At 66.6% G+C, this 23,292-nt stretch carries 18 protein-coding genes; 4 read left to right on the top strand and 14 right to left on the bottom strand.

Annotated elements, in window-relative coordinates:
• From ileS to JDO7802_RS09275, 5 genes are all read right to left on the bottom strand, one after another.
• Complete coding sequence (gene ileS / locus JDO7802_RS09295; RefSeq protein ID WP_055084933.1) at window positions 1-2,910, bottom strand: isoleucine--tRNA ligase; 2,910 nt, start codon at window positions 2,908-2,910, stop codon at window positions 1-3.
• Window positions 2,911-3,289: 379 nt separating this feature from the next.
• Complete coding sequence (locus tag JDO7802_RS09290; RefSeq protein WP_055084931.1) at window positions 3,290-6,034, bottom strand: DUF2339 domain-containing protein; 2,745 nt, start codon at window positions 6,032-6,034, stop codon at window positions 3,290-3,292.
• Window positions 6,035-6,156: 122 nt separating this feature from the next.
• Complete coding sequence (locus JDO7802_RS09285) at window positions 6,157-7,791, bottom strand: FAD-dependent oxidoreductase (RefSeq protein ID WP_055084930.1); 1,635 nt, start codon at window positions 7,789-7,791, stop codon at window positions 6,157-6,159.
• A complete protein-coding gene (locus JDO7802_RS09280; protein WP_055084927.1) occupies window positions 7,791-8,837 on the bottom strand; it encodes a YcjF family protein in 1,047 nt (348 codons plus the stop codon). The genes JDO7802_RS09285 and JDO7802_RS09280 overlap by 1 nt, the downstream gene beginning before the upstream one ends.
• Window positions 8,838-8,901: 64 nt before the next feature.
• Complete coding sequence (locus tag JDO7802_RS09275) at window positions 8,902-10,311, bottom strand: YcjX family GTP-binding protein (RefSeq protein ID WP_055084925.1); 1,410 nt, start codon at window positions 10,309-10,311, stop codon at window positions 8,902-8,904.
• A gap of 131 nt (window positions 10,312-10,442) precedes the next feature.
• On the opposite strand from JDO7802_RS09275, the gene truA reads away from it, so the two are divergent.
• Window positions 10,443-11,219: a tRNA pseudouridine(38-40) synthase TruA gene (truA, locus tag JDO7802_RS09270; RefSeq protein ID WP_055084923.1), complete on the top strand. Its 777-nt coding sequence runs from the start codon at window positions 10,443-10,445 to the stop codon at window positions 11,217-11,219.
• Here truA and JDO7802_RS09265 read toward each other — a convergent pair.
• Both JDO7802_RS09265 and JDO7802_RS09260 read right to left on the bottom strand, forming a co-directional pair.
• Complete coding sequence (locus tag JDO7802_RS09265) at window positions 11,186-11,671, bottom strand: MarR family winged helix-turn-helix transcriptional regulator (protein WP_055084921.1); 486 nt, start codon at window positions 11,669-11,671, stop codon at window positions 11,186-11,188. The two genes, truA and JDO7802_RS09265, sit on opposite strands and share 34 nt — an antisense overlap.
• Window positions 11,664-12,767 (bottom strand): Acg family FMN-binding oxidoreductase, encoded by a 1,104-nt coding sequence (locus tag JDO7802_RS09260; RefSeq protein ID WP_187298121.1) that lies wholly within the window; start codon window positions 12,765-12,767, stop codon window positions 11,664-11,666. The genes JDO7802_RS09265 and JDO7802_RS09260 overlap by 8 nt, the downstream gene beginning before the upstream one ends.
• 139 nt (window positions 12,768-12,906) lie before the next feature.
• Between JDO7802_RS09260 and JDO7802_RS09255 the strand changes: the two genes are divergently transcribed.
• Window positions 12,907-14,088, top strand: coding sequence for an alpha-hydroxy acid oxidase (locus JDO7802_RS09255; RefSeq protein WP_055084919.1), 1,182 nt, complete (start codon window positions 12,907-12,909; stop codon window positions 14,086-14,088).
• On the opposite strand, the gene JDO7802_RS09250 is transcribed toward JDO7802_RS09255, so the two are convergent.
• The 5 genes from JDO7802_RS09250 to dapA all read right to left on the bottom strand — a co-directional run bounded on the left by JDO7802_RS09250 (window position 14,051) and on the right by dapA (window position 18,520).
• Window positions 14,051-15,193 (bottom strand): MFS transporter, encoded by a 1,143-nt coding sequence (locus JDO7802_RS09250; protein ID WP_055084917.1) that lies wholly within the window; start codon window positions 15,191-15,193, stop codon window positions 14,051-14,053. The two genes, JDO7802_RS09255 and JDO7802_RS09250, sit on opposite strands and share 38 nt — an antisense overlap.
• 43 nt (window positions 15,194-15,236) lie before the next feature.
• Entirely contained in the window at window positions 15,237-15,905 is a 669-nt protein-coding gene (locus JDO7802_RS09245; protein WP_055084915.1) for a TIGR02453 family protein, read from the bottom strand.
• A 72-nt stretch (window positions 15,906-15,977) separates the two neighbouring features.
• Window positions 15,978-16,454: an SsrA-binding protein SmpB gene (gene smpB / locus JDO7802_RS09240; RefSeq protein ID WP_055084913.1), complete on the bottom strand. Its 477-nt coding sequence runs from the start codon at window positions 16,452-16,454 to the stop codon at window positions 15,978-15,980.
• A 9-nt stretch (window positions 16,455-16,463) separates the two neighbouring features.
• Entirely contained in the window at window positions 16,464-17,651 is a 1,188-nt protein-coding gene (locus JDO7802_RS09235) for an MFS transporter (RefSeq protein WP_055084911.1), read from the bottom strand.
• Window positions 17,648-18,520, bottom strand: coding sequence for a 4-hydroxy-tetrahydrodipicolinate synthase (gene dapA, locus JDO7802_RS09230; RefSeq protein WP_055084909.1), 873 nt, complete (start codon window positions 18,518-18,520; stop codon window positions 17,648-17,650). The genes JDO7802_RS09235 and dapA overlap by 4 nt, the downstream gene beginning before the upstream one ends.
• A 139-nt stretch (window positions 18,521-18,659) precedes the next feature.
• Here dapA and JDO7802_RS09225 point away from each other — a divergent pair, with 139 nt between their 5' ends.
• A complete protein-coding gene (locus JDO7802_RS09225; RefSeq protein WP_187298120.1) occupies window positions 18,660-20,630 on the top strand; it encodes a transglycosylase SLT domain-containing protein in 1,971 nt (656 codons plus the stop codon).
• Here JDO7802_RS09225 and JDO7802_RS09220 read toward each other — a convergent pair.
• Window positions 20,627-21,487, bottom strand: coding sequence for a DMT family transporter (locus tag JDO7802_RS09220; RefSeq protein ID WP_055084905.1), 861 nt, complete (start codon window positions 21,485-21,487; stop codon window positions 20,627-20,629). The two genes, JDO7802_RS09225 and JDO7802_RS09220, sit on opposite strands and share 4 nt — an antisense overlap.
• The gene (gene mnmC2, locus JDO7802_RS09215; protein ID WP_055084903.1) at window positions 21,484-22,137 is read right to left on the bottom strand and encodes a tRNA (5-methylaminomethyl-2-thiouridine)(34)-methyltransferase MnmC2; all 654 of its coding nucleotides are present in this window, start codon (window positions 22,135-22,137) and stop codon (window positions 21,484-21,486) included. Before mnmC2 ends, JDO7802_RS09220 begins: the two co-directional genes overlap by 4 nt.
• 52 nt (window positions 22,138-22,189) lie before the next feature.
• Between mnmC2 and JDO7802_RS09210 the strand changes: the two genes are divergently transcribed.
• A complete protein-coding gene (locus tag JDO7802_RS09210; protein ID WP_438501646.1) occupies window positions 22,190-23,224 on the top strand; it encodes an NAD(P)/FAD-dependent oxidoreductase in 1,035 nt (344 codons plus the stop codon).
• Window positions 23,225-23,292 lie beyond the last annotated feature (68 nt).

The following is a 23,292-nucleotide window of genomic DNA, read 5'->3' as shown; positions in this document are numbered from 1 at the left end:
CTAGCTCAGCGCGGCGTCGCACCGCGCGCAGACGCCGTCATGGCCGTGGTGGCCGACGTCCGGCAGGATCTTCCAGCATCGCTGGCATTTTCCACCCTGCGCCTGCGCAAAGACCACGGCGACACCGGGGGTGTCGTCCAGTGTGAACGCGCCGGACGGGGCCGGCTCGGTCGACAGCAGAAGGCCGCTGGTGATGCAGATGTCATCGAAGGCGACATCCTCCAGCAACGCTGCCGTCTCCGCATCCACGTGTACGATCGGCGCGGCTTCCAGCGACGATCCGATGACCTTGTCGCGGCGCTGCGCTTCCAACGCACCCAGCACGACGCGGCGTACCGCCCGGATGCGGGCCCACTTTGCGGCCAACGCATCGTCGCGCCAGCCGGGTCGCAGGGCAGGAAAGTCCTGCAAATGAACCGAAGATTCGTCGCCCGGATGCACCTCCAGCCAGACTTCCTCCATCGTGAACGGCAAGATCGGGGCCAGCCATGTGGTCAGGCGTTCGTGCACCAGACCCAGAACCGTACGCGCCGCCGCCCGGCGCTGCGTGTCGCCGTCGCAGTAGAGCGCGTCCTTGCGGATGTCGAAATAGAACGCCGAAAGATCGACCGTGGCGAACTGGAAGATCGACTGGAAGACCTCGGCGAAATCGTAGCGGGCATAGCCGTCGCGCACCTTGTCATCGAGTTCCGACAGGCGGTGCAGGACCAGACGCTCCAGCTCCGGCATTTCCAGCGTGTCCATCGGCGCGTCGTCGGTCATCGACCCCAGCATGAAGCGCATGGTGTTGCGAAGGCGGCGATACCCATCTGCGACGCCCTTGAGGATTTCCGGCCCGATGCGGTGGTCGTTGGTGTAATCGACCTGCGCCACCCAAAGCCGCAGGATATCGGCACCGTATTGATCCACGATGGTCTGCGGGGCGATGATATTGCCCAGCGACTTGGACATCTTCACGCCCTTCTCGTCCAGGGTGAAGCCATGGGTGACGACTGCGTTGTAGGGCGCGCGTCCCTTGGTACCGCAGGCCTGCAACATCGACGAATGGAACCAGCCACGATGCTGGTCGGTGCCTTCCAGATAGACGTCGGCGATGCCGTCGTCGGTGCCGTCCGCCCTGTCGCGCAGGACGAAGGCATGGGTCGACCCGCTATCGAACCAAACATCCAGGATGTCGAAGACCTGGTCCCAGTCCTCGGGGTCGTAATCGTTGCCCAGGAACCGCGCCTTGGCACCGTCGTTGTACCAGGCGTCCGCACCTTCGGCTTCGAAGGCCTCGATCACGCGCGCGTTCACCGCCGGATCGCGGAGGATGAAATCCTCGTCCGTGGCCTTGGCCCCGACCTTGGTGAAACACGTCAGCGGCACACCCCAGGCCCGCTGCCGCGACAGCACCCAGTCGGGCCGGTTCTCGATCATCGAATACAGGCGGTTGCGGCCCGTCTTCGGTGTCCATGTCACCAGTTCATCGATCGACGTAAGCGCGCGCTTCCGCACCGTATCGCCGTAGGTGTCCTGTCCGTCGCCCACCGGCTTGTCGATGGCCGCGAACCATTGGGGCCGGTTCAGGCGGATCACCGGGGCCTTGGAGCGCCAGGAATGCGCATCGCTGATGGTGATGCGCGCACGGGCCAGAAGACCGCCGTGCCCGTCGGGATTTTTTTCGCTCTTGGGCTGCAACTTGGCGATCACCGCCGCATTTGCTCCGCCGGGCTTGCCGTTGGGCTTCAGGATCTGCTCGCCCCCGAACAGCGGCAGATCCGTGCGATAGGAGCCGTCGGCCTCGATGTTGTAGGTCATCGGCAGGCCGTGCTCGACCCCGATCTTGTAGTCGTCGTCACCGTGACTGGGGGCCGTGTGTACGAAACCCGTTCCCGCATCATCGGTGACGTGCTCGCCGGGGAGAAGGGGCACGTCGAAGTCCCATTCTCCGTTCGCCTCGGGCGCGCCGCGCAGGGGGTGGGCGCAGGTGAGGGCACCGAGTTCATCGGGTGTCACGTCGCGAACGCGCGTCCACATGCCCGGCTCCAGACGGGCGGCGGTCAGTGTCGCTTCGGCTAAGCCATCAGCCATAAGATAGGTGTCACCGACCGAGGCCCAGCTTTCCTCAGGCGTGCCCGTGACCTTATAGAGGCCATAGCCGATGCCCGGTCCAAAGCAGATCGCGCGGTTCTGGGGGATGGTCCAAGGCGTCGTCGTCCAGATGATGACCTCCGCACCGTCGAGACCAGCAACCACCGGAAACTTCACCCAGATCGCATCGACTTGCCGGTCGTGGTACTCCACCTCCGCCTCGGCCAGCGCGGTCTTCTCAACCGGTGACCACATCACGGGCTTCGACCCCTGATAAACCAGCCCGTTCATCAGGAATTTCTGGAACTCCGCCGCGATGACGGCTTCGGCGTGGAAGTTCATCGTCAGATACGGATCGGACCAGTTGCCGGTGATGCCAAGGCGCTTGAACTCCTCGCGCTGGATGTCGACCCAGCCGGCCGCAAACTCGCGGCATTCCTGGCGGAACTCGACCACATCGACCGCGTCCTTGTCGCGGCCCTTCTTGCGATAGGCTTCCTCGATCTTCCATTCGATCGGCAGGCCGTGACAATCCCAGCCGGGCACGTAACGCGCATCGTGGCCCATCATCTGCCGCGACCGAACCACCATGTCCTTGAGCGTCTTGTTGAGCGCATGACCGATGTGCAGGTTGCCATTCGCATAGGGCGGCCCGTCGTGCAACGTGAAGGGCGTGCGGCTGCCGTCCACCGCCTTGTCGCGCAGGCGGTCATAGACGCCCAGCCGGTTCCAACGGTCGATCCATTCGGGTTCGCGCTTGGGCAGGCCCGCGCGCATCGGAAAATCGGTGACCGGCAGGTTCAGCGTGGCTTTGTAGTCGGGGGTCTCGGCGCTCATCAATGCGTCCTTCGTCGGGAAATTTCGGTCTGGTCGGTGCGGCGGCCCGCACCTTTTGCCCGGCCGCCCCGTGGGTCAGGGCGCCGGGGGAATAATTCGCATCGATATGAGCGCTCGTCCCGTCATCGCGCGCGTTATAGGCCCTTGCCCAAGGAAACGGCAAGGCGCGTAACCCATCACGCCACGGGTTGACGGCAGGCCCGCCGGATTAATCGAAACTTCATAAACTTCGGGCAGCATCGGACGTCAAAGGAGTGTCCCATGACCCTGTCCCTGCTCTTGGCGTTTCTCGGAACGGCCTTCCTGGTGCTTTTCCCGCTTTGCCTGCCGCTGCCCCGCCGCGCGCATCGCGTGCGCATCGACTAGCACCACAATGTCTTTAGGGCGGTCCGGCGTCGCCCGGTGCGGTCTGCGGCCCGTCGTCGTCCTTCGAACCGGCCGCTCCGCCCGCCCAGCGGTAAAGCCAGGCCAGCCCGCCCATCGCCCCGGCCAGCGCGATCAGCGCGCCCACCCGAAGCAACCCGTCCAGTTGCCAGACGTCGATCAGAAAGACCTTGAGCATCGTGACGGCCAGCACGCCCGTGCCCGCCCGTCGCCACAGATCCGATCGCGTCGCGACGCCCTGATAGAACAATCCCGCGCCAAGGACGATCATCGCGATGGTATAGGTCGTCATCTCGGGCTGCCTCAGCCCGTTCCAGAATTGCATGTCCTGCGGACCCTGCCAAAAATGCCGGATCACAAGGACGGCCCAGCCGACGATCATCGCCAGCCCCAAGGCCCCGCCGAACAGCGGCCAACCCGCAGCCGGATGCCGTCGCACCTGATCGCGCCAGGCGACCAGAAGAACCAGCGCCGGCAGCAGATAAGCGGGGATCAGCGTGTTGATCAGGGGCCAGCCCGCGACGGCGTTGTCCCCCCAATCGTTGAACAGCGGATTCGCCAAGGTGAACCCGAAAAGAAGCGCCACCAGACCCAGTCCGCCGAACATCAGGGCAAGTCCCAGACGCAGCCATGGCATCCGCCTGCTGCGATCCCAGACGATCAGCTGCGCCCAGCCCAGCATCAACCAGATCGTCGCCGTCAGACCCGCCGCCATGTGCGGCGTGTCGGCATTCAGTGCGATCAGGATGCGCCACGTGAGAACCGTCACGACGTAGCCCGAGGCCCCAAGCGCCGCCATCTCCGACACCGCAAGCGGTTCAAGGCGCGGTGACTCCCCCGCCGTTCGACGCAGCCACAGCGCCGCCAGGCTGAAACCCAGGACGGCCCCACCCATCGACACCAGCACCGGCAGGAACGGTGCTTCGACGTGCCAGAACAGGCCCGGCACCGCCATCAGCCGCCAAAAGACGAATGGAACCGCAAGTATCACGAACCATGACAGAAGCGGCAATATGAACCGGCGATCCAACCACGCCGCCCCCGCCGCCATCAACGCGACCGACGCCGTCAGCGCCGCTTCGCCCAGAACCTGGCCCAAGGCATAGGCAATCAGGGTGACAGCGATCAGCGCGGCCAATGACGGACGCAGCCGATCCTGCCCATCCCGGTGGGCCCAGGCGGTGGCGGCAAAGGTCAGCCCCGCCGCGACCGCGAGCGCGTGAAGCGCCCAGGGATAGACCCCCAGACCATCCGGCGCGCCCCAGGAAAGATCTAGGGCCAGACCGGTCGCCGGCGCGATCAGCGTGGCGGCGAGGGACCAGCCCAGCGTATGCGTCGCCGCCGTCTGGACCGACCGGATCAGCGCCAGGGCCGACATCACGCCGCCCGCGATCAGCATCAGCGTGATCGAGGCACCGCCCGGAGGGGGCGCGGTCACCGCGATAATTCCCAGAAGGGCGGCGATCGGGACAAGGGCCGCATCCTGAAGCGCCCAGGCGTCCTTGGCCCAGACGGACAGTGCCGCAAAGAGGATCAGCACCATGCAAACGGCGGGCCAAAGGTGGGCCGATGCCGACACGACGGCCAACCCCGACACCACGACGACGGCAGCGAATGCAAGGATGGTTTCGATGGAGGGATGCAGTTTCGCCAGCGCGGCCAGGGTCATCGGTCCGGAATGGTCGGGCCGCAAGCGACCGACCGGCAATGTCATCGCGGCAAGCGCCATCAGCGTGACCGCGATCTGGTGCCAGAGCATCGTTGCATCGGCCCCCACCACCAGAAGCGTCGACGCCCCCAATCCGCAAACAAGCGCCAGCGCACTGACCCAGCGCCGGGTCCAGCGGCGGACCGCATCGACGGACAGGCCGACGAGTGTCAGCAGCAGGAAATAGCCGTGCAGCGGGCTCAGGTTCGCCCCCCGGTCACCGCCCACCACGAACGGGGCCACCGCGCCGCCGATCAGACCGATCGCCACCAGAAACGGTCCGTGGAACCAGCCCAAGACGATCGCCCCGACCGCGACGATGGACAAACCGCCCAGGGCCGTGCCCTGCCCGATCATGTCGTAGAGATGCCGCGCCCCCAGGATGGCCCCGAACAGCGTGACGATGCCCGCCCCTGACAGGATCGATGGCAGATAGACGGTCGTCGCATCCTCCCCGTCGCCGAAGCGCCGCCGGATCCATTCGCCACCCGCGATGAGCGCACTGCCGAAGACAAGGGCCGCGATGATCCGAAGCCGGGGCGGCAACAGCCCTTGCTCCGCACCGTATTGAACCAGAAAGATCCCCGCCAACGTCAGGGCAAGGGCGGCGACGACGTAAAACCAATTGATCTGCAACCAGGACAGCGCGCGGTCGACCAGTGTCGGCCCGCTGCGCGTGGCCTTGGCCGGTGCCCGAAATGCGGTCGGATCGGGCGGCACGAAGGCCGGCGCGCCGCGTCCGGACGGATCGCGTTGCATCCGATCGGTGGACGGCCCGGCGATGTCGGACGTCCCGGTCGCATCCGAGGTAGCGAGTGGCGAGAAGGCCGGTGCCGACGGTTCGGGCGTCTGACTGGTCGCCGCCTCTTGGACGGCTCCTGCCTCGCCCAGGCGCGCGTGCAACTCCGCGATCCGGGCCTCCGCATCGCGCAGGCGGCGTCCGTGCCCCGATACCCAGACCAGAAGAACGATGATCGACACCGGAACGCCGATCACCAGGACGATGGCCAGCAGGATGAAAAGGGCTTCCACAGGACGGCTCCGGTTCGGGACAGGCGCGCCCAGCATAGGACAGGCGCGACCCTGGGGTCAGACGGTTTGGCCCAAGGGTCCGCGCTTGGCCGATATGCGTGGCAGGCGCGCCTAAGATGGTGTCACTCCTGTGTCGCGGCCACGTGTTCCCACACCTTTGAAATCACGACGGAGCCTTCGCCGACGGAACTGGCCACCCGCTTGACCGATCCGGCCCGCACATCTCCAACTGCAAAGACGCCCGGCAGAGACGTGGCATAGGGGCTATCCATTCCGACGGCATCTCCGGTCAGCACGAACCCCTTGCCATCGCAGGCAATCTGATCGTCCAGCCAATCGGTGTTCGGGGCCGCGCCAACCATGATGAACAAGGCGCGGGTCGCAACCTCCTCGTCGTCGGGCGTCACCCCGTCCCCCTTCAGCTTCACGGCCGAAAGATGATCGTCGCCCAGCAGTTCCGCCACTTCGGTGTTGTAGCGGATGCGGATCCGGTCGCTCGCCTCCAACCGTTCGGATAGATAGGACGACATGCTGGCGGCCAGGCTGTCGCCGCGCACCAGAAGGTGAACCATGGTGCCGTAGCGCGACAGGAACATCGCCGCCTGCCCCGCCGAATTGCCGCCTCCGATGATGACGACTTCGGTGTTGCGACAGAACCGCGCCTCGATATCGGTCGCGGCGTAATAGACGCCGGCACCCTCCATCTCTTCCAGCCGGTCCAGCGGCATCCGGCGATATTGCACCCCCGTCGCGATCACGAGGGCGCGGGCGCAGGTCCGGGTGTAGTCGTCCAGCGTGACGCAGAACGTCCCGTCCTCTTCCCGCGTCAGCGCCGTCGCGCGGCGCGGCACTGCAAAGCGCGTGCCGAACTTCATCGCCTGCACCTCGCCCCGCCAGCACAGATCCGCGCCCGAAATGCCCGTTGGGAACCCCATGTAATTTTCGATCCGGCTGGACGTGCCGGCCTGCCCGCCGATCGTCGAATCCTCGACCACCAATGCCGATAGCCCCTCGGCCCCCGCATAGACGGCCGCGGCGATACCGCCCGGCCCGCCCCCGACGATCAGAACGTCGTGGGCCACATCCTCGTCCAGATCGAGGTCCATGCCGAACAGCCGCGCGATCTTTTTCGGGGTTGGATCCTCGATCACCTGATCGCGCCCGAACAGGACCGCCGGGTGTTTGGGGGCCAGGCTGCAGACCTGGGCAATCTCCCCAACCTCCTGGTCGTCGATGTCCAGCGTCCGGAACGGGATGCGGTTGCGCCCTGCAAAGGCGGCGATGGCGCGGATGTTTCGATCCCGGTCCATCCCGATCAGGGTCAGGCTGGCATCGTTCGACTCCAGTAGTCGCCGACGACGGGCGGCGAAAACGGTGACGACGATGTCCGACATCTCGGGGACCTGCGACATCAGATCAAGCATCGGCTGCCGATCGACCACGAGGAAGCGGCTGTCCTGCACCACCCGCATCTCCAGCATCGAATTGCCCCCCGTCAGGAAGCTGATGTCGCCGACGAATTGCCCCGGACCCAGGCTTGCCCCGTTTTCGCCGTAGCGCCCGCCGGTGACCGGATCGACGGCCTCCGCCTCCCCGTCCAGCAGATAGAAGAAGCGGTCCATCGGCCCGCCCAGATCCACCAGCGTGTCACCGGCGGCGTATCGCATTTCCCGCCCCACATCTCGCAGGCGGGCCACGTGATCTTCGGTCAAGGGCGTGCGCACCATGGTGCGCAGATCGTCGGCAAGACTTTCCATCAGGTTTCCTTCCGTCCGAACAAGCCGGTCAAGGCGCGTTGCACGAGGGCGGTGATCCGCGGGGGCTTTTCGTGGGTGAACGGTAGCGGACGACAGACTTCCATCGCGGCCAGGCCCACGCGGGCGGTCAGCGCCCCGTTGACGATGCCCTCGCCAAAGCGGCGCGACAGCTTCGACAGGACGCCACCGCCCGCAACCGACTGAATCATATCGTCGCCCACCGCGACCGCGCCCGTTGCCGCAAGATGGGTCAGAACCGTTTTCGCCAGACGCCAGCTGCCGAGGGTGCCGCCGCGACCGCCATAGATCAGCGCAATCCGTCGGATCATGCGCAGGTTCGACGTCAGGGCCGCGACCACGTCGGCCAAAGCAAGTGGCACGACGGCGGTGACCAGCGCGACCTGCCGGGCGGCGGCCTCCACCTCTCGCGCAGCGGCAGCATCCAAGGGGGCCAGAAGGCTATGCTCGGTCAGGGCCATCATGGCGTCCGCGTCGAAGACGTCGCCCTTTCGCGCGGTCAGGTCTTCGCGCCCCCAACGTGTGTCAGGCCGCCCTGCATAGAACGCGGCAAGCCGGTCCGCGAAGACCCGCGCCGACGTCAGATCCGTCACGGCAGCCGCATCGCGGTGAAAGCCATCGATCCGTTTGAGCCGCGCCAACGCCGTCAGTTCGCGCAGGATGATGATCATGCAGATGCCGAGGAACGCGGCGACCAGCGCCGCCGCGAACCAACCGAGCAGCGGGTTCGACGCAATGAGTCCCGTCACGAAATCCCACAACGCGACCGAGACGGCAAATGTCAGAAGCGCACCCAGAAGGCCGAAAAACCAACCGGCCAAGCCCCTGTCCCGCTTCGTGGCGAGCAAGGCAACCGTCTGCATCGCGCGGCCCGACACCGGGGGGGCCACGTCGTCGTCGGGAACGGGTGGCGCGGTGGCTGGGTCGAACGGCCCGGGCGCATCCCCAAGGTCCACTGACGCGCGGCGGGGGGTGCTGGCGTCCTCCTCTAGGTCGAACACGATGGCGCGGCGGCGCGGGTCGGTCATGGGGTGATCCTGCCTGACATGGCATCAGACATAGGGACGGCCGGCCCGATTTGCACCGCCCCCGTCACAGCCGGTCCGCGATCAGGAATTCCACCGCGCGGTCCAGCCTGATATGCGGCGGCCCTTCGCCGGGGCGCAACGTCAGGGGGGCGGGGGCGAATTCCATCAGATCGTACTCTCCGTCCAGCCAGGCCTGCGCCCCCTGCCGTGCCGGGGTCAGGACGTGCGACGGATCTTCCGGCATCTCTCCGGGATAGAGCGCCGCCTCGCGTCCCGCGGTGCCGTCATCGGCCAGCAGCCGCCCGCGCACGACGGGCAGGTCAGTGCCGTTGTGTTCGCGCATTTCCTCGACCGTGGCGCGCAGCGCGGCCAAGGAGATCGCCTTGGTGCGCGCGCCGGCGAAATCGGCACGGCTGCGCGCGTCGCGCACCATCGCTTCGGTCAGGGCGGTCAGGCGGGCGTGCTGCGTATGATGCAGGTGATCGGCCTTGGTGGCGGCGAACAACAGCCGGTCGACCCGGCGCGCGCCCAGGAATTGCATCAGCCAGCCAAGGGCCCCCGGCCGAAACGCGGTCAGGATATCGGCCAGGGCGGCGCGCATCTCCTCCAACGCGCGGGGTCCGCGGCGCAGCGCGCCCAAAACGTCAAGCAAGACGACCTGCCGGTCCAGGCGGGCGAAATGATCGCGGAAGAACGGCTGCACGACCTGTCGCTTGTACGCCTCGAACCGCCGCTCCATTTCCCGGCGCAGGGACCCGCGCGGTGCGTCTCCGGGGGGCAGCGGCGCAAAGGTCAGGGCGGGCGATCCTTCCAGATCTCCGGGCAGCAGGAAACGACCGGGCGTCAGATCGTAGGCCCCGGCTTTCCGTGCGGCCTGCAACGCTGCGGTATAACTGCGGGCAAGGGTCTGCGCGACAGGCTCCTCCAACTTGGCGGTGCCGTCGACCGTCGCCATCGCCGTCGCATAATCCGTCACATCCCAAGACGCCAACCGCGTCAGGGCGCGAGCAGACCATTCGTCATAGGATTTCTCCATCAGGCCCAGGTCAAGCAGCCATTCACCGGGATAATCCACGATATCCAGATGTACCGTTCGCGCCGCGCGCAGACCGGCCAGCAGGCCAGCGGGCCGGACCTTCAGCGACAGGCGCAACTCCGACACCGCCCGCGTGCCGTCCGGCCAATGCGGCGTGCGCGATGTCAGGGCCGCCAAATGCGCCTCGTAGTCGAAGCGCGGCACGGTGTCGTCGGGTTGCGGCTGCAAGAACGCCGTCTCGATCCGGTCGCCGGCCGAAAAACCGGGCATCCGGCCCCGGTCGATCAGATTGGCGACCAACGAGGTGATGAAGACCGTCTTGCCCGCACGGCTGAGCCCGGTAACGCCAAGCCGGATTGTCGGGTCGAACACATCCGTGACCGACGCCGCGACGTCCCCCACACCGCGGGTCACCGCATCCGCAAACCGTCCGATCATCGCGCGTCCCCTTCGTGTCCGCAGAACCTAAGCCCGCGGGACACGCAGGGAAAGGTCACTGCGTCCTCCGGCGATAAATACCTTGGAGGGGAGGGCTGGCCCCGCTGCGAGCGCCATCTTATCACGGGGTCATGCCACGTTACGCGTTCCGCATCGAATACGACGGCCGCCCCTTCGCGGGTTGGCAACGCCAGGACGGCCCGGATTCGGTGCAGCAGCGGTTGGAGGAAGCCCTGCGCGCGTTGGAGCCGGACGTGCCGTCGATCGCCGCCGCGGGCCGGACGGATGCAGGCGTTCATGCCACCGGACAGGTGGCGCACGCGGATATGACGAAGCAATGGTCGCCGTTCCGCCTGTCGGAGGCCGTGAATTGGCATCTGAAGCCCGCGCCCGTGGCCATCACGGCCTGCGCGCGGGTGTCCGACGACTGGCACGCGCGATTTTCGGCCGGCGAGCGGCGCTATACTTTTCGGATCATTGCCCGGCGCGCGCCGCTGGCCCTCGACGCAGGACAGGCGTGGCGTGTGATCGGGCCGCTGGACGTGGACGCCATGCGGGCCGGAGCGGCTCATCTGGTCGGCCATCACGATTTCACGACGTTCCGCGCATCGATCTGCCAGGCGAAGTCGCCGGTGAAGACCATGGCCGAGATCACGTTGGAAGAGCGACCCTATCCCGCGGGCCAGGACGTGCGGATGCACCTGCGGGCGCGGTCGTTCCTGCACAATCAGGTCCGGTCAATCGCGGGCACATTGGAGCGGGTCGGGGCCGGATCATGGCCGCCGGACCGCGTTCGCGCCGCCTTGAAGGCATGCGACCGGGCGCACTGCGGCCCCGTCGCCCCACCCGACGGTTTAACCCTGACGGGTGTCGGCTATGCCGACGATCCCTTCGGCGGGTCGCGGTAAGCGTCCAGGAAGACGCGCAACTGCGTCAGTTTTTCCAGAAGTTCGGCCTGTGTCGCAGCATCCAGCGCCGCACCCACCTGCGTCATGTCCGGCGCAAGGGACGCGATCGCCGCCTCCCGGAAGGCACGGCCAGCATCGGTCAGCCAGACCGTCTTGGACCGTCCGTCGTCAGGGTTCGGGCGCAGATCGACCCAGCCCCGCGCGACCGCCCCCGACACCGTATGGGTCATCGTCGTCTTGGGCACCTGAAACGCGCGGGCCAGTGTCAGCGGCGTCTGCCCGTCGCGCACCCGGACCAGATGATTGACCAGCGAAAAATGCGGCAGGCCCGCGCCCTTGGGCAAATGCGCCTCGAACATCGTGCGCGACAACTGCGCGATGATGCCGATTTCGTTGAAGATGCCGAAGGTCAGGCGCGGGTCGGGGGCTGTGGCGGGGGGCGTTTCAGGCATTCCTCAGGCGGGTCTCCAGGGGCCAGCGCGGGGTGCGGGGCGTTCTGGGGGCATAGCCTAGAAGTCCAAGCATTTGAACCGTCCCGCCGTCCGGGGCGAAGGTCTGCACCGCGCGGTACATCGGGGCGAAGACCTCTGCCTCCTGCAAGGCCTGGCTTACGGGGCGCAGCGCCAGCCCGGCCCCCGTCGCGGCAAGGTTCAACCGCAGCCAGTCGGCCCCGGCCGCGATCTGGTCGCGCCGGGTGTTGCCGGGCGTGTGCCCGACCGTCATGGCGGTGATGCCTTCGATTGCGGCGGCCGTCCCTTCGATCACCATGCGCGATCCGGGGTTGTCGGGGTCGGCCGCGGCCGCGTGCGTCAGCAATCCCATCAGCGACAGACCTTCCATCATCGGGCCGCCGACGTCGATCCCGTCGGGGTTCGCCTCGATCTCGGCCTTGCCGATCCGGATCAGGTCGACGCTTTCCTGAAACGCTTCGGGCGTCGCGGCTTCGGTCAGCCAGGCATCGTGGGCCATGTCGCGCAACACCTGAAGTTCATCCCCGCCACGGTAGATGTCCGCGTAGCGCATCAATGGTGCAGCGGCCTCGGCGCTGACGGCCTGGTCCTCGAATGCCTCCTTATGGGACCTGCGGTCCATGACATGCGCGAAAAGCGGGTCGGACGGTGCCGTTCCGTCCCAACGGCAAACCGCGACCGGTCCATCCTCCCCCTCGGGGAACAGATCGACAGCGACGGCGTCCCCCTCCTCGGCGGCGGCCATGCGCATCAGGTCGATGAAGCACCCCATCCCGATCGTCAGCTGGCGGGCAAAGGGGTCGGTCACCGGCAGGTCGCGGGCGGGATCGCGGGTCAGGATGACGGTGTCGGCCCCACGCAGTTCGGCAAGCCAAGGCTGCCGATTGTGCGGATTCGGGGCCAGCAGCGCATAGCTGAGCGCGCGCAGGCGCGGATCGCCGTAGGTGCCGGCCCGCTCCCACGGGACAAGTGCCGCGGTCGGCGTGCGGGTCATCGCCCAACCGGTGCCAAGGCCACCGGCAGCCAATAGCGTGCCACCCCCGATAAGAGCGAGGGTCTTGCGTCGGGACAGGGTCATGGAAATCTCCTTTTAGTTCGATACCGCACTACTTGATACAATATCGAACTAAAGTCAAACACGTGTGTGCGGCATGGCGGAAGATTGCGTGCCGCCGACCGATTGGTTAGAAACCCTTACCAATTCGCGGAGTTCGCCCATGCCCGTCATCACCGAAATCGAAGACCTGCACCGGATCTACAAACGTCGCGTGCCCAAGATGTTCTACGATTACTGCCAGTCGGGCAGCTGGACCGAGCAGACCTTCAAGGACAATGAAGCCGACTTCGACCTGATCCGCCTGCGGCAACGCGTGGCGGTCGACATGGAGGGTCGGTCGGTCCGCTCCACCATGATCGGCCGCGATGTCGCGATGCCGGTGGCGCTGGCCCCCGTGGGCCTGACCGGGATGCAGCATGCCGACGGGGAGATCCTTGCGGCCAAGGCGGCCGAGAAGGTCGGCGTGCCCTTCACGCTCTCGACGATGTCGATCTGTTCGATCGAGGACGTCGCGGCCCGGACCAAGGCTCCGTTCTGGTTCCAGCTCTACGTGATGAAGGACGAGGATTTCGTCGACAATCTGATAGGGCGGGCCAAGGCGGCGGGCTGCGATGCGCTGGTGTTGACGCTGGACCTTCAGATTTTGGGTCAGCGGCATAAGGACCTCAAGAACGGGTTGTCCGCCCCACCCAAATTGACGCCGGCGACCCTTGCCAACCTGGCCACCAAAGTCGGTTGGGGCCTGGAGATGTCCAAGACCACGCGCCGCACCTTCGGCAATATCGTGGGCCACGCCAAGGGGGTGACCGACACGTCTTCACTGTCGTCATGGACGGCGGAGCAATTCGACCCCGCGCTCGACTGGTCAAAGATCGCGCGCATCAAGGAGAAATGGGACGGCAAGCTGATCCTCAAGGGCATACTGGATGCCGAAGACGCGAAGATGGCGCTGCAGGTCGGGGCCGATGCGATCATCGTGTCGAACCACGGCGGCCGGCAGTTGGATGGCGCGCTGTCGTCGATCCGGATGTTGCCGAAAATCATGCAGGCCGTCGGCAGCGAGATCGAGGTCCATATGGATGGCGGCATCCGCTCGGGTCAGGACGTGCTCAAGGCGATCGCCTTGGGCGCGCGCGGCACCTATATCGGCCGAGCCTTTATCTATGGCCTGGGCGCGCGCGGTCAGAAGGGCGTGGAGGAGGCGCTGGAAGTGATCCACAAGGAATTGGACACGACCATGGCGCTGTGCGGCGAGAAGAACATCCACGACCTTGGCCCGCACAACCTTCTGGTGCCCAAAGGCTTCACCGGGGAGTGGGAGACCGTTCAGCGAAACGCGTGAGCGGCCAGATCACCGCCAGCAGCAGCGCGACGCAGGCGAAGGCCCAGCGCAGGCCGAAGGTCTGCGCGCCCAGTCCCATCAGGGCGGGCGCGATGAAAAACCCCAGAAAGCCAATGACGGCGACCCGCGCGATGGCCGCCGTGCGCAGCCGCGGGGCCGCCAACCGCCCCGTCAGGGCCAGGCCCATCGGGCCGATGACGGAAATCCCGAGCCCCATGAGGCCGAACCCGAGATAGGCGACGGCAGGAACCGGGGCCACGGCGGCGATCAGCACGCCGACGATGGCAAGACCCGTGGCGATCTGGATCACCGCGATCTCCGATAGCCGCGCCGCGACCGCCTGCCCCGAAAATCGACCCATCGCCATGGTCAGACCCAGCATGGCGGGGCCGAACGCGCCTTCGGCCGCGCCCCCGCCCAGCGTGCGTTCAATATGAAGGGCCGACCAGGCCTCCACCGTCGCTTCGGCCATGAACCCGACGAGCACGATCAATCCGCACATCGCGATCAGACCGAGGGGCAGGCGCGGCGTTGCGGTCTCCTCCGGGCTGACCTTTTGCACCGGCATGACCTGAAACGGCGCGGTGCACAGCACCAGGACGGCGATTGCCGCAAAGATCAGGGGCGGCCCCCAGCCCGCTTCGCGCATCGCACCGGTCAACAGTGCCGAAATGGCGTAGGCGACCGAGAACATCGCGTGGTTCACATTCATCAGGCTGCGCCCCGTCCGCGCCTCCACCTCCGCCACGCGGGAATTCATCACCACGTCCGTGAGGCCGGACACGCCGCCCAAAACCATCAGGATCACGAACAGCAACGGCACGGTATAGGCCACGGCCGGAAGAACCGCGCCGCAGGCCAGCATCACCGTGCCCAGCGGCAACGCCCATTTGCCCAGCATCTGGTCCCACCGGGGTGCCACGTAGAGCGTCGTCGAAAGGCCGATCGCCGTTCCCAACAGGATCAGGCCGAAGGTCGCGTCATCCACCCCGATCCGGGCCTTGAGGACCGGGGCCATCGCGGCGATGCACCCCCAGGTGAAGCCGACCGCCATGAAGGCGGCAACCGGCGCGCGGCTGAGACGGAGAGCGGAGAAGATCGACATCGCCGGGACGTGCCACCGCCCCGAAGAGGGCGCAACCCTGCCGTCAGTCGAAAAACGCCAGAAGCGGCATGGTCGCCTTGGCCATCGTTTCGGCCCGGCCGACCACATCGCCGGATGTCCAGGCGGTTCGGGGCAGAACTTGCCGGACCCCCAGCGTCTTCAGCTTCAGGATATCGGCGTGGCGATGATCCTTTTCGGCCTCGAACCCGCTGGGCATCGTGCTCAGCTGATCTTCCCGCGTCAGGCTGAAGCCGGCGTCGCCCAAGACGACCAGCGCGTCGTCAAAGCTGTCCGCGCGCTCGACGATGCGGCGGCGCATCGGATTCAGGCTGGCGGTGTCAAGCGCGTGGAACCCGCAGAACATCATACCGCCGCCCGACGCGAATTGCAGATAGAAGACGGGCCCGGCTTCGGTCTTGCGCCCCGACCGCGTCAAAAGGGCCGACCGATTGAGGACATAGGGCGTCTTGTCTTGCGTGAACCGCACATCGCGGCGCATCCGAAAGCACGTCTCCTTGGAGCCGCGCAGGGACACCGGCACGTACGCCAGCCGGTCGCTTAACGCGACGAGCACGGCCTGGAACGGCGCGTCGACGCTTTCATCGAAATCCGAGCGATGCGCATCGAACCAATCGGTCCGGTTGTTCGCCGCAAGATCTTTGAAGAAAGCAAAGCTCGCGTCGGTGAAACGGGGTACGTCGTCTCCGGTCATGGGAGCCTCGGGTCGTTTTGATGTCCGATCCCAACGCGAAGCGCCGCCGCAAGGTCCATGGAAACGCGGGCCTCAGCCGTGGTCCTTCATCAATCGCGACTTCTGGCGCTGCCAATCGCGCTTGGCCGACGCTTCGCGTTTGTCATGGTTCTTCTTGCCCTTGCCGACCCCGATCTTGAGCTTCACCATCCCGCGGTGATTGAAGTACATCACCAGCGGCACGATGGTGTAACCCTCTCGTGCGGTTGCATTCCACAGGCGCGACATCTCCTTGCGGGACACCAGAAGCTTGCGGCGGCGACGCTCCTCGTGACCGAAGGTCTTGGCTTGGGAATACGGGGCGATGTAGCCGTTCACCAGCCACAGTTCCCCGTCCTTCACTTCGGCGTAACTCTCGGCGACATTCGCGCCACCTTGTCGCAGGCTTTTGACCTCCGACCCCTCCAGCATGATGCCGCATTCGAGGTCGTCCTCGATCGCGTAATCGTACCGCGCCCGCCGGTTCTCGGCGATGACTTTGTAGTTCTTGTCTTTGTCGTCCTTGGCCATGGCTGCCACTTAAGGACGCGATGGCCCGCTGTCCACGGGCGACAGGCGGTTCGACAGGATGATCGCACCGACCGCGATGAGGGCGGTCCCCCCGCCGGCGAGGCCGAGGGCCCCCAATCCGGCGGTCGCCACGACCTGTCCGCCGATGACCGAGCCGACCGCCGCCCCGACGTAGATGCACGCCGCATTCAGCGCCAGCGCGACCGGGGCCTGCACCCCCGCCATCGTCACGAGCCGCAACTGCTGAGCGGCGTTGAAGCCGAAACCGACGGCGTTCCACACGAAGAATAGCGCCATGGCCAGCCCCAGCGGGAACGGAAGAAGCGACAGCAGCGGCATGATCGCCACCTGACCGCAGGCCAACGCCACCAGCGTGCGGAACGGGCCCAGCCGGTCCGACAGCCAACCAAACGCAAGGTTTCCCGTCACCGCCCCCAGGCCACACACTACCAATGCGGCCGTTACCCCGTCGCGGCCAAGGCCCATTCGCGCTTCGAGCAAAGGGGCGAGATAGGTAAACGGGACATAGATGGCCCCCAGGAACATGGCCGTAAATCCGATGGCCAGCATCAGCCGACCGTTGCGCAGGACCGACCCCAGATCGGACAGGCGGACAGGTTGGAACGACAGGCCGGCCGGCACGCGCACCCACAGGACCGCCGCGCTGACACCGGCCAGGACCGCGACGATGCCAAAAGCAGCGCGCCAACCGTAGGTGTACGCGACCCAGGTTCCCGCAGGCACGCCGAAGACGCCCGCCAACGTCAGACCCAGAAACACCTGCGCCAGCACCTTGCCGCGATCCTGCGGCGGGGCCAGGCCGGCCGCGACGGCCGCACCGACCGGCGTGGTCATACCGGCCCCCGCCGCGGCCAGCACCCGCGCCGCGAAAAGCCATCCCGGTGTCGGGGCCAGGGCCGACGCCACTGCCCCCAACCCGAAGACAGTCATGCCGATCGCCATGACGCGACGACGACCGAAGCGCCCGGTCCCCGAGACCAGGATCGGCGACAACAGGGCGTAGGCGATCGCATAGCTCGTCAGGACCCAACCTGCCTGCGATGGTGTCATGGCCAAGTCGCGGGACAATGGTCCCAGCATCCCGACGATCACGAATGCACCCATGCCGACCACGAAGTTCGCCGCCGACAGGACGGGGACCAGACCCCGGGGCAGACCCGGGGCGGTATCGCTCAATTCAAAAGGCCGGCGTGGCGCAGCGCATAGCCGATCCGGGCGCGCGTGTCTTCGGTGGCGGGTGTGATCGGCAGGCGCACCTCGTCCGAGCATTTGCCCAGCATCGCAAGCGCGGTCTTGGCCCCGACGACGCCGGGTTCGGCAAAGATCGCGTGGTGCAGCGGCATCAACCGGTCCTGAATGTCCAGCGCGGTCGCGTAATCGCCCGCCAGCGTCGCCTCCTGCATGTCCGACAGCATCTTGGGCGCGACGTTGCAGGTGACCGAAATGCACCCGACCCCGCCTTGCGCGTTGAATCCGTGGGCCGTGCCATCCTCTCCGGACAGTTGCACGAAATCCTTGCCGCAGGTCATGCGCTGCGCGGACACGCGGGCCAGATCGCCGGTCGCATCCTTGACGCCCACGATCATGGGCAGCTTTGCAAGCTCCCCCATCGTGGCGGGGGTCATGTCCACGACCGACCGGCCGGGAATGTTGTAGATGATGATCGGGATGCCGACGTCGGCCAAGGCGGTGAAATGCGCGATCAGCCCCGCCTGCGTCGGCTTGTTGTAATACGGCGTGACGACCAGCGCGCCATCGGCGCCGGCATCCTTGGCGAATTGCACCAGGCGCAGCGCTTCGGCGGTGTTGTTGGACCCGGCCCCGGCGATGACCTTGACCCGTCCGGCGGCGCGTCGGACGACGGCGGCGATGACGGCCTCGTGCTCCTCATGGGTCAGGGTCGGGCTTTCGCCTGTCGTGCCCACGGGAACCAGACCGTGCGATCCTTCGGCGATCTGCCAATCGACAAGATCGTCCAGCGCGTCGAAGTCGACGGCCCCGTCCTTGAAGGGCGTGACCAGTGCGGGCATCGAACCTTTGAACATGATCGCATCCTTCTGTCGCGGGCTGTCGAGACGTCGCGCGGAACCTATCCGCGGCGGCTTGGCCCCACAAGCCGATGGTTCGTGATAGATCGCATAAGCGTTAGTCGTCATTCGCGGATGGCCGCCCTATATGCGAAGAATGATGTTTCGAGTGTTTGCCGCAGCGCTGCTGCTTGCCCTGTCCCTGGCCGCCACGGCCCGTGCCACCCCTGCCCTGATCGACGGTCTGCGGGCCGTCCGATCGGGAGACGAAGACGCGACGCGCTCGGCCATGGCGATCGCGCGCGATCCGGTGGTCGCCGATATCCTGCTCTGGCACCTTTTGCGCGACCGAAAGGGCACCTTCCGGGAGGCGTCGGATTTCCTGGCGCGCAACCCCGACTGGCCGGGCCTGCCCTTGCTGCGGGCGCGCACCGAACTGGACATGCCGTTCATCCTGCCGCCCGCGGACATCGTGGCGTTCTTTGCCGAAGATCCGCCGCGCACGTCGCGGGGCGCGCTGATGCTGGCCATTGCGCACCGCACGTTGGGCGATCTGGCCGAGGCCGAGATCACGGCAATCGACGCCTGGCTGACCAAGCCGATGCCCGCATCGTCGGAAGATGGCTTCCTGGAGGTTTTTGGCGACATCCTGCGCCCCTTCGATCCGGCGCGTCTGGATGCGATGATCTGGTCGGGCGACATTCAATCTGCGGATCGCACGCTGACCCGCGTCGACGGTCCAGAAGCGCTGCTGGCGGCGGCGCGGATCGCGCTGCGTGACGATCGTCCCGGTGTCGATATCTTCATCGAATCCGTGCCCGAGGACCTGCGCGCCCACCCCGGTTTGGCCTACGAGCGGTTCCGCTGGCGTTTGAACAAGGGCCGCACCGAGGAAGCGCTGGAGCTTCTGTATGCCTACGACGAAAGCGCCGACACGCTGGGCGACCCGGCCGCCTGGGGTCAGCACCGGGAGCGGTTGGCCCGCGGGCTGATGCAGGATGGCCGCCCCGAGGATGCATACCGCGTCGCGGCCAATCACCACCTGCCGAACGGCGACGGCGACATTGCGGGCAACGAATGGCTGGCCGGCTATGTCGCGCTGCGGTTCCTGGATCGCGCCGAAGACGCCGCCGCGCATTTCCGCACGTTCGACGCCAATGTGCTCTCTCCGATATCGAAGGGGCGGGCGGGATACTGGCTGGGCCGCGCGCTGGAGGCGGCGGGTCAGCCCGAGGATGCGGCGCGGGCCTACCGCCTTGGCGGAAAATACCAGACCAGCTTCTACGGTCAGTTGGCCGCCCAACGCGGCGAGCTGCCCGCCGACCCCCTGCTGGCGGGCAACGAGGTTTTCCCGGACGCCGGCGAAACCAGCTTTGCCGACGGTACGGTCGTGCGGGCGGCGCGGCTCTTGAATGCCATCGACGAGCGCAACCTGGCCGAACGATTCCTGAGCCATCTGGCCGAGATCTTGCCACGCGCCGAAGTCGGCAGCCTGATCGACCTGACGCTGGACGATCTGGAGGATCCACATATCGCGCTGCTGATCGCCAAGCGCGCCGCGCGGGCGGGGCACGAACTGCATCGCGGTTATTTTCCGATCACCGAGCTTGCGACGCTCGACAGCCCCGTCGCCCCCGAACTTGCCCTCGCCATCGCGCGGCGCGAATCGGAATTCGATCCGGTCGTCGTCTCGGGCGCGGGGGCCGCGGGGCTGATGCAGCTGATGCCCGGCACCGCGCGGGAAATGTCGAACCTGATCCGCATGCCGTATCGCCAGTCGGCATTGACCACAGACCCGCTCTACAATGCGCGGTTGGGCACGACCTATCTGGGCGAGCTGGAACAGGAATTCGGGTACTCCCCCGTTTTGGTGCCCGCCGCCTATAACGCCGGGCCAAGCCGCGCGCGGCGCTGGTCCGGGGCGTTCGGTAACCCGTCGGACGAAAGCGTCGACATCGTCGACTGGATCGAGGATGTCCCGTTTTCCGAGACGCGGAATTACATCATGCGCGTGTCCGAAAGCCTGCTGCCCTATAACGCCCGTTTGACCGGAGAGGTCGGCGAAGTTCGGCTTCTGGACTGGCTGAAGACCGGCTACGGCGATCTGGTGCCCGGCAACGGCGGCTAGCCTGCCACCCGCGCCCGCCACAGCGTGAAAAGCCCGGCCGACAGCACGATCCCCGCGCCCAGCAGGACGTGCATCTCCAACACCTCGTCGAAGATCGTGATCCCGATCAGCGAGGCGAACACCAGTTGCAGATAGGCGAAGGGCTGCACCACGCTGGCCTCCGCCACTTCGTAGCAGCGGATCAGGAGCCAGTGTCCCGCCGCGCCCGACACGCACAACGCGGCCATCCAGCCCCAGTCCGGCAGGGTCATCGGCTCCCAGAACCAGATCCCCACCAGGGTAATCGCCACCGCGCCGACCGTGCCCGTCCAGAAGAAGCTGGTTGCCGTCGTGTCGCGCCGCGCGACGTAGCGCGTCAGCAACCCATAGAGCGCGAACATCAGCGCCGCCGTCAGCGGGATCAGCGCTTGGGGTGAAAACACGCCAGCGCCCGGTTGCAGGATCACCAGAACCCCGATGAACCCGACCGCGATCGCCACCCACCGCCGCCAACCGACCCGTTCGCCCAGAACGGGCCCGGACAGCATCGCCACCAGCAGGGGATAGACAGCGAAGATCGCATGACTTTCAACCAGACCGAGCAGGACGAAACCGCCCACCATCACGCAAATTTCGGCCGCCAACAGAAGGCCGCGAAATCCCTGCACCCAAGGCTGCGATGTGGCCGCCGCCGCGCGCAGCCCCCCCGCCTTGCGCCGCGCGATGGCAATCACGAAGGCGGCGAAGAACCAATAGCGGATCATCACCACCATCAGGACGTTGTATTCCCCGGCCAGATGCCGCGAGAATCCGTCCTGCACGGCGAAGATGAAGGTCGTCGCGACCATCAGCCAGATGCCAAGACGATCGCCGGTCATCGCAGCACGCCCCGGCTCATGTGTCGTTTGCGCCCATAGCCCGGCACCCGGTCGACGTCGAAGCCCGCCACCGTCAGCGCCTGCCGCACGTGACCGGCGGCGGTATAGGTCGCGAAGGTGCCGCCCGGCGCGGTGTGGCGTGCCACCTGTGTCATCAGGTCCGCATTCCACATCTGCGGGTTCTTCGCCGGAGAGAAACCATCGAGGAACCATGCATCGGCACGGCCCGTCCAAATCGGCAGGGTCTGGCGCACGTCGCCCAAGACGATGTTCACATCCATCGTCGGAAGGGTGATTTGCGTGGCGGGCCATTTCTCAAGCAATGGGCCCGCGTCGATGTCCGGAAACGCGGAGAGCGCGCGGGCCATATCGGCGCGGGCCATCGGATAGGCTTCGAAAGACGTGAAGCGCAGCCGTCCCGTGCCCCGCCAGGCCGCCGCCGTCACCAGCGCGTTGAGACCAGTGCCGAAGCCCAGCTCCGCGATATGAAACCCGTCGGTCATCCGCCCCGGCAGGTCGTTGCCGCCCAGGAAGGTATGCCGCGTCTCCTCCGGCCCATTGCCCATGCTGAAATACGGATCGTCGAAACGGGTCGCGACCGGGGTGCCGTCGCGCCAGTCGAGGTCAGGAGGGAGGTTTTCGTGGCGCATCGTCTGCCCTATGGATCAGCCGCGACAGGATAGGAAAGGCGCGGCCTTGGCAATCGACGTAACCATCTTGGGGGCCGGCGTGTTCGGACTGGGCTGCGCCTTTGCGCTGGCCCGGCGCGGGGCGCGCGTGCGCGTCGTCGATCCCGCCGGCGTCGGCGCGGGGGCGTCGGGCGGCATCGTCGGAGCCCTGGCGCCCCATGTCCCCGAGCAGTGGAACGACAAGAAGGCCTTCCAACTCGACAGTCTGCTGATGGCTGAAGACTGGTGGCATGCGGTCGCGCAGATCGGCGGCGGTGATCCCGGATATGCCCGGACCGGCCGCCTGCAACCCATTCCCGACGATGCCGCGCAGATCCGCGCCGTCGAACGCGCCGCCGGTGCCGCGTCGCTTTGGCAGGGTCGTGCCATCTGGACGGTGGAGAAAGCGCCCGGCGGCTGGACCCCCGGAACGCCGCTGGTCATCCGGGACACGCTGTCGGCCCGTATCCACCCCCGCCGCGCCTGCGACGCGCTGGCGGCTGCGATCGTTGCATTGGGCGGAACGATCGACGCGCAGGCGACCCCCGAAGGTCAGGTTCTGCACGCCACGGGATGGCAGGGTCTGGCCGCGATGCAGGACGATCGCGGGCGGGCCGCAGGCAACGGCGTCAAGGGTCAGGCCGCCCTTCTGGACCTTGACCGCCGCGACATGCCGCAACTCTATGCCGACGGCTTGCACATCGTGCCGCACGCCGACGGGACCGTCGCCATCGGGTCGACATCCGAGCGTGATTTCGACGATGCCGGTCCGGACGAATTGCTCGATGATATTCTGATCCGCGCACGCACTGCCGTCCCGGCCCTGGCCGATGGACCCGTCCTGCAGCGGTGGGCCGGCATACGTCCGCGCGCCCGATCCCGCGCGCCGCTGATGGGGGCCTGGCCGAACCGTCCGGGGCATTTCATCGCCAACGGCGGCTTCAAGATCGGGTTCGGCGTGGCCCCCAAGATCGCCGAGACGATGGCGGACCTGATGCTGGACGAACGCGACGCCATCCCCGAGGCGTTTCGCAGCGATACCCTTGCGCCATGGGACGCGCGGGGCTAAACGCCCGCATCTGCCGCCTTGCTTCTTGCTGGGCCATGTCTCCGACCACCATGTCAAAACGGGTTAAC

Source organism: Jannaschia donghaensis, assembly GCF_001403795.1.
GTDB classification, from domain to species: Bacteria; Pseudomonadota; Alphaproteobacteria; order Rhodobacterales; family Rhodobacteraceae; genus Jannaschia; species Jannaschia donghaensis.
Note: the sequence above shows the minus strand (reverse complement) of the source record. Positions and strands in the feature narration are given on the sequence as shown.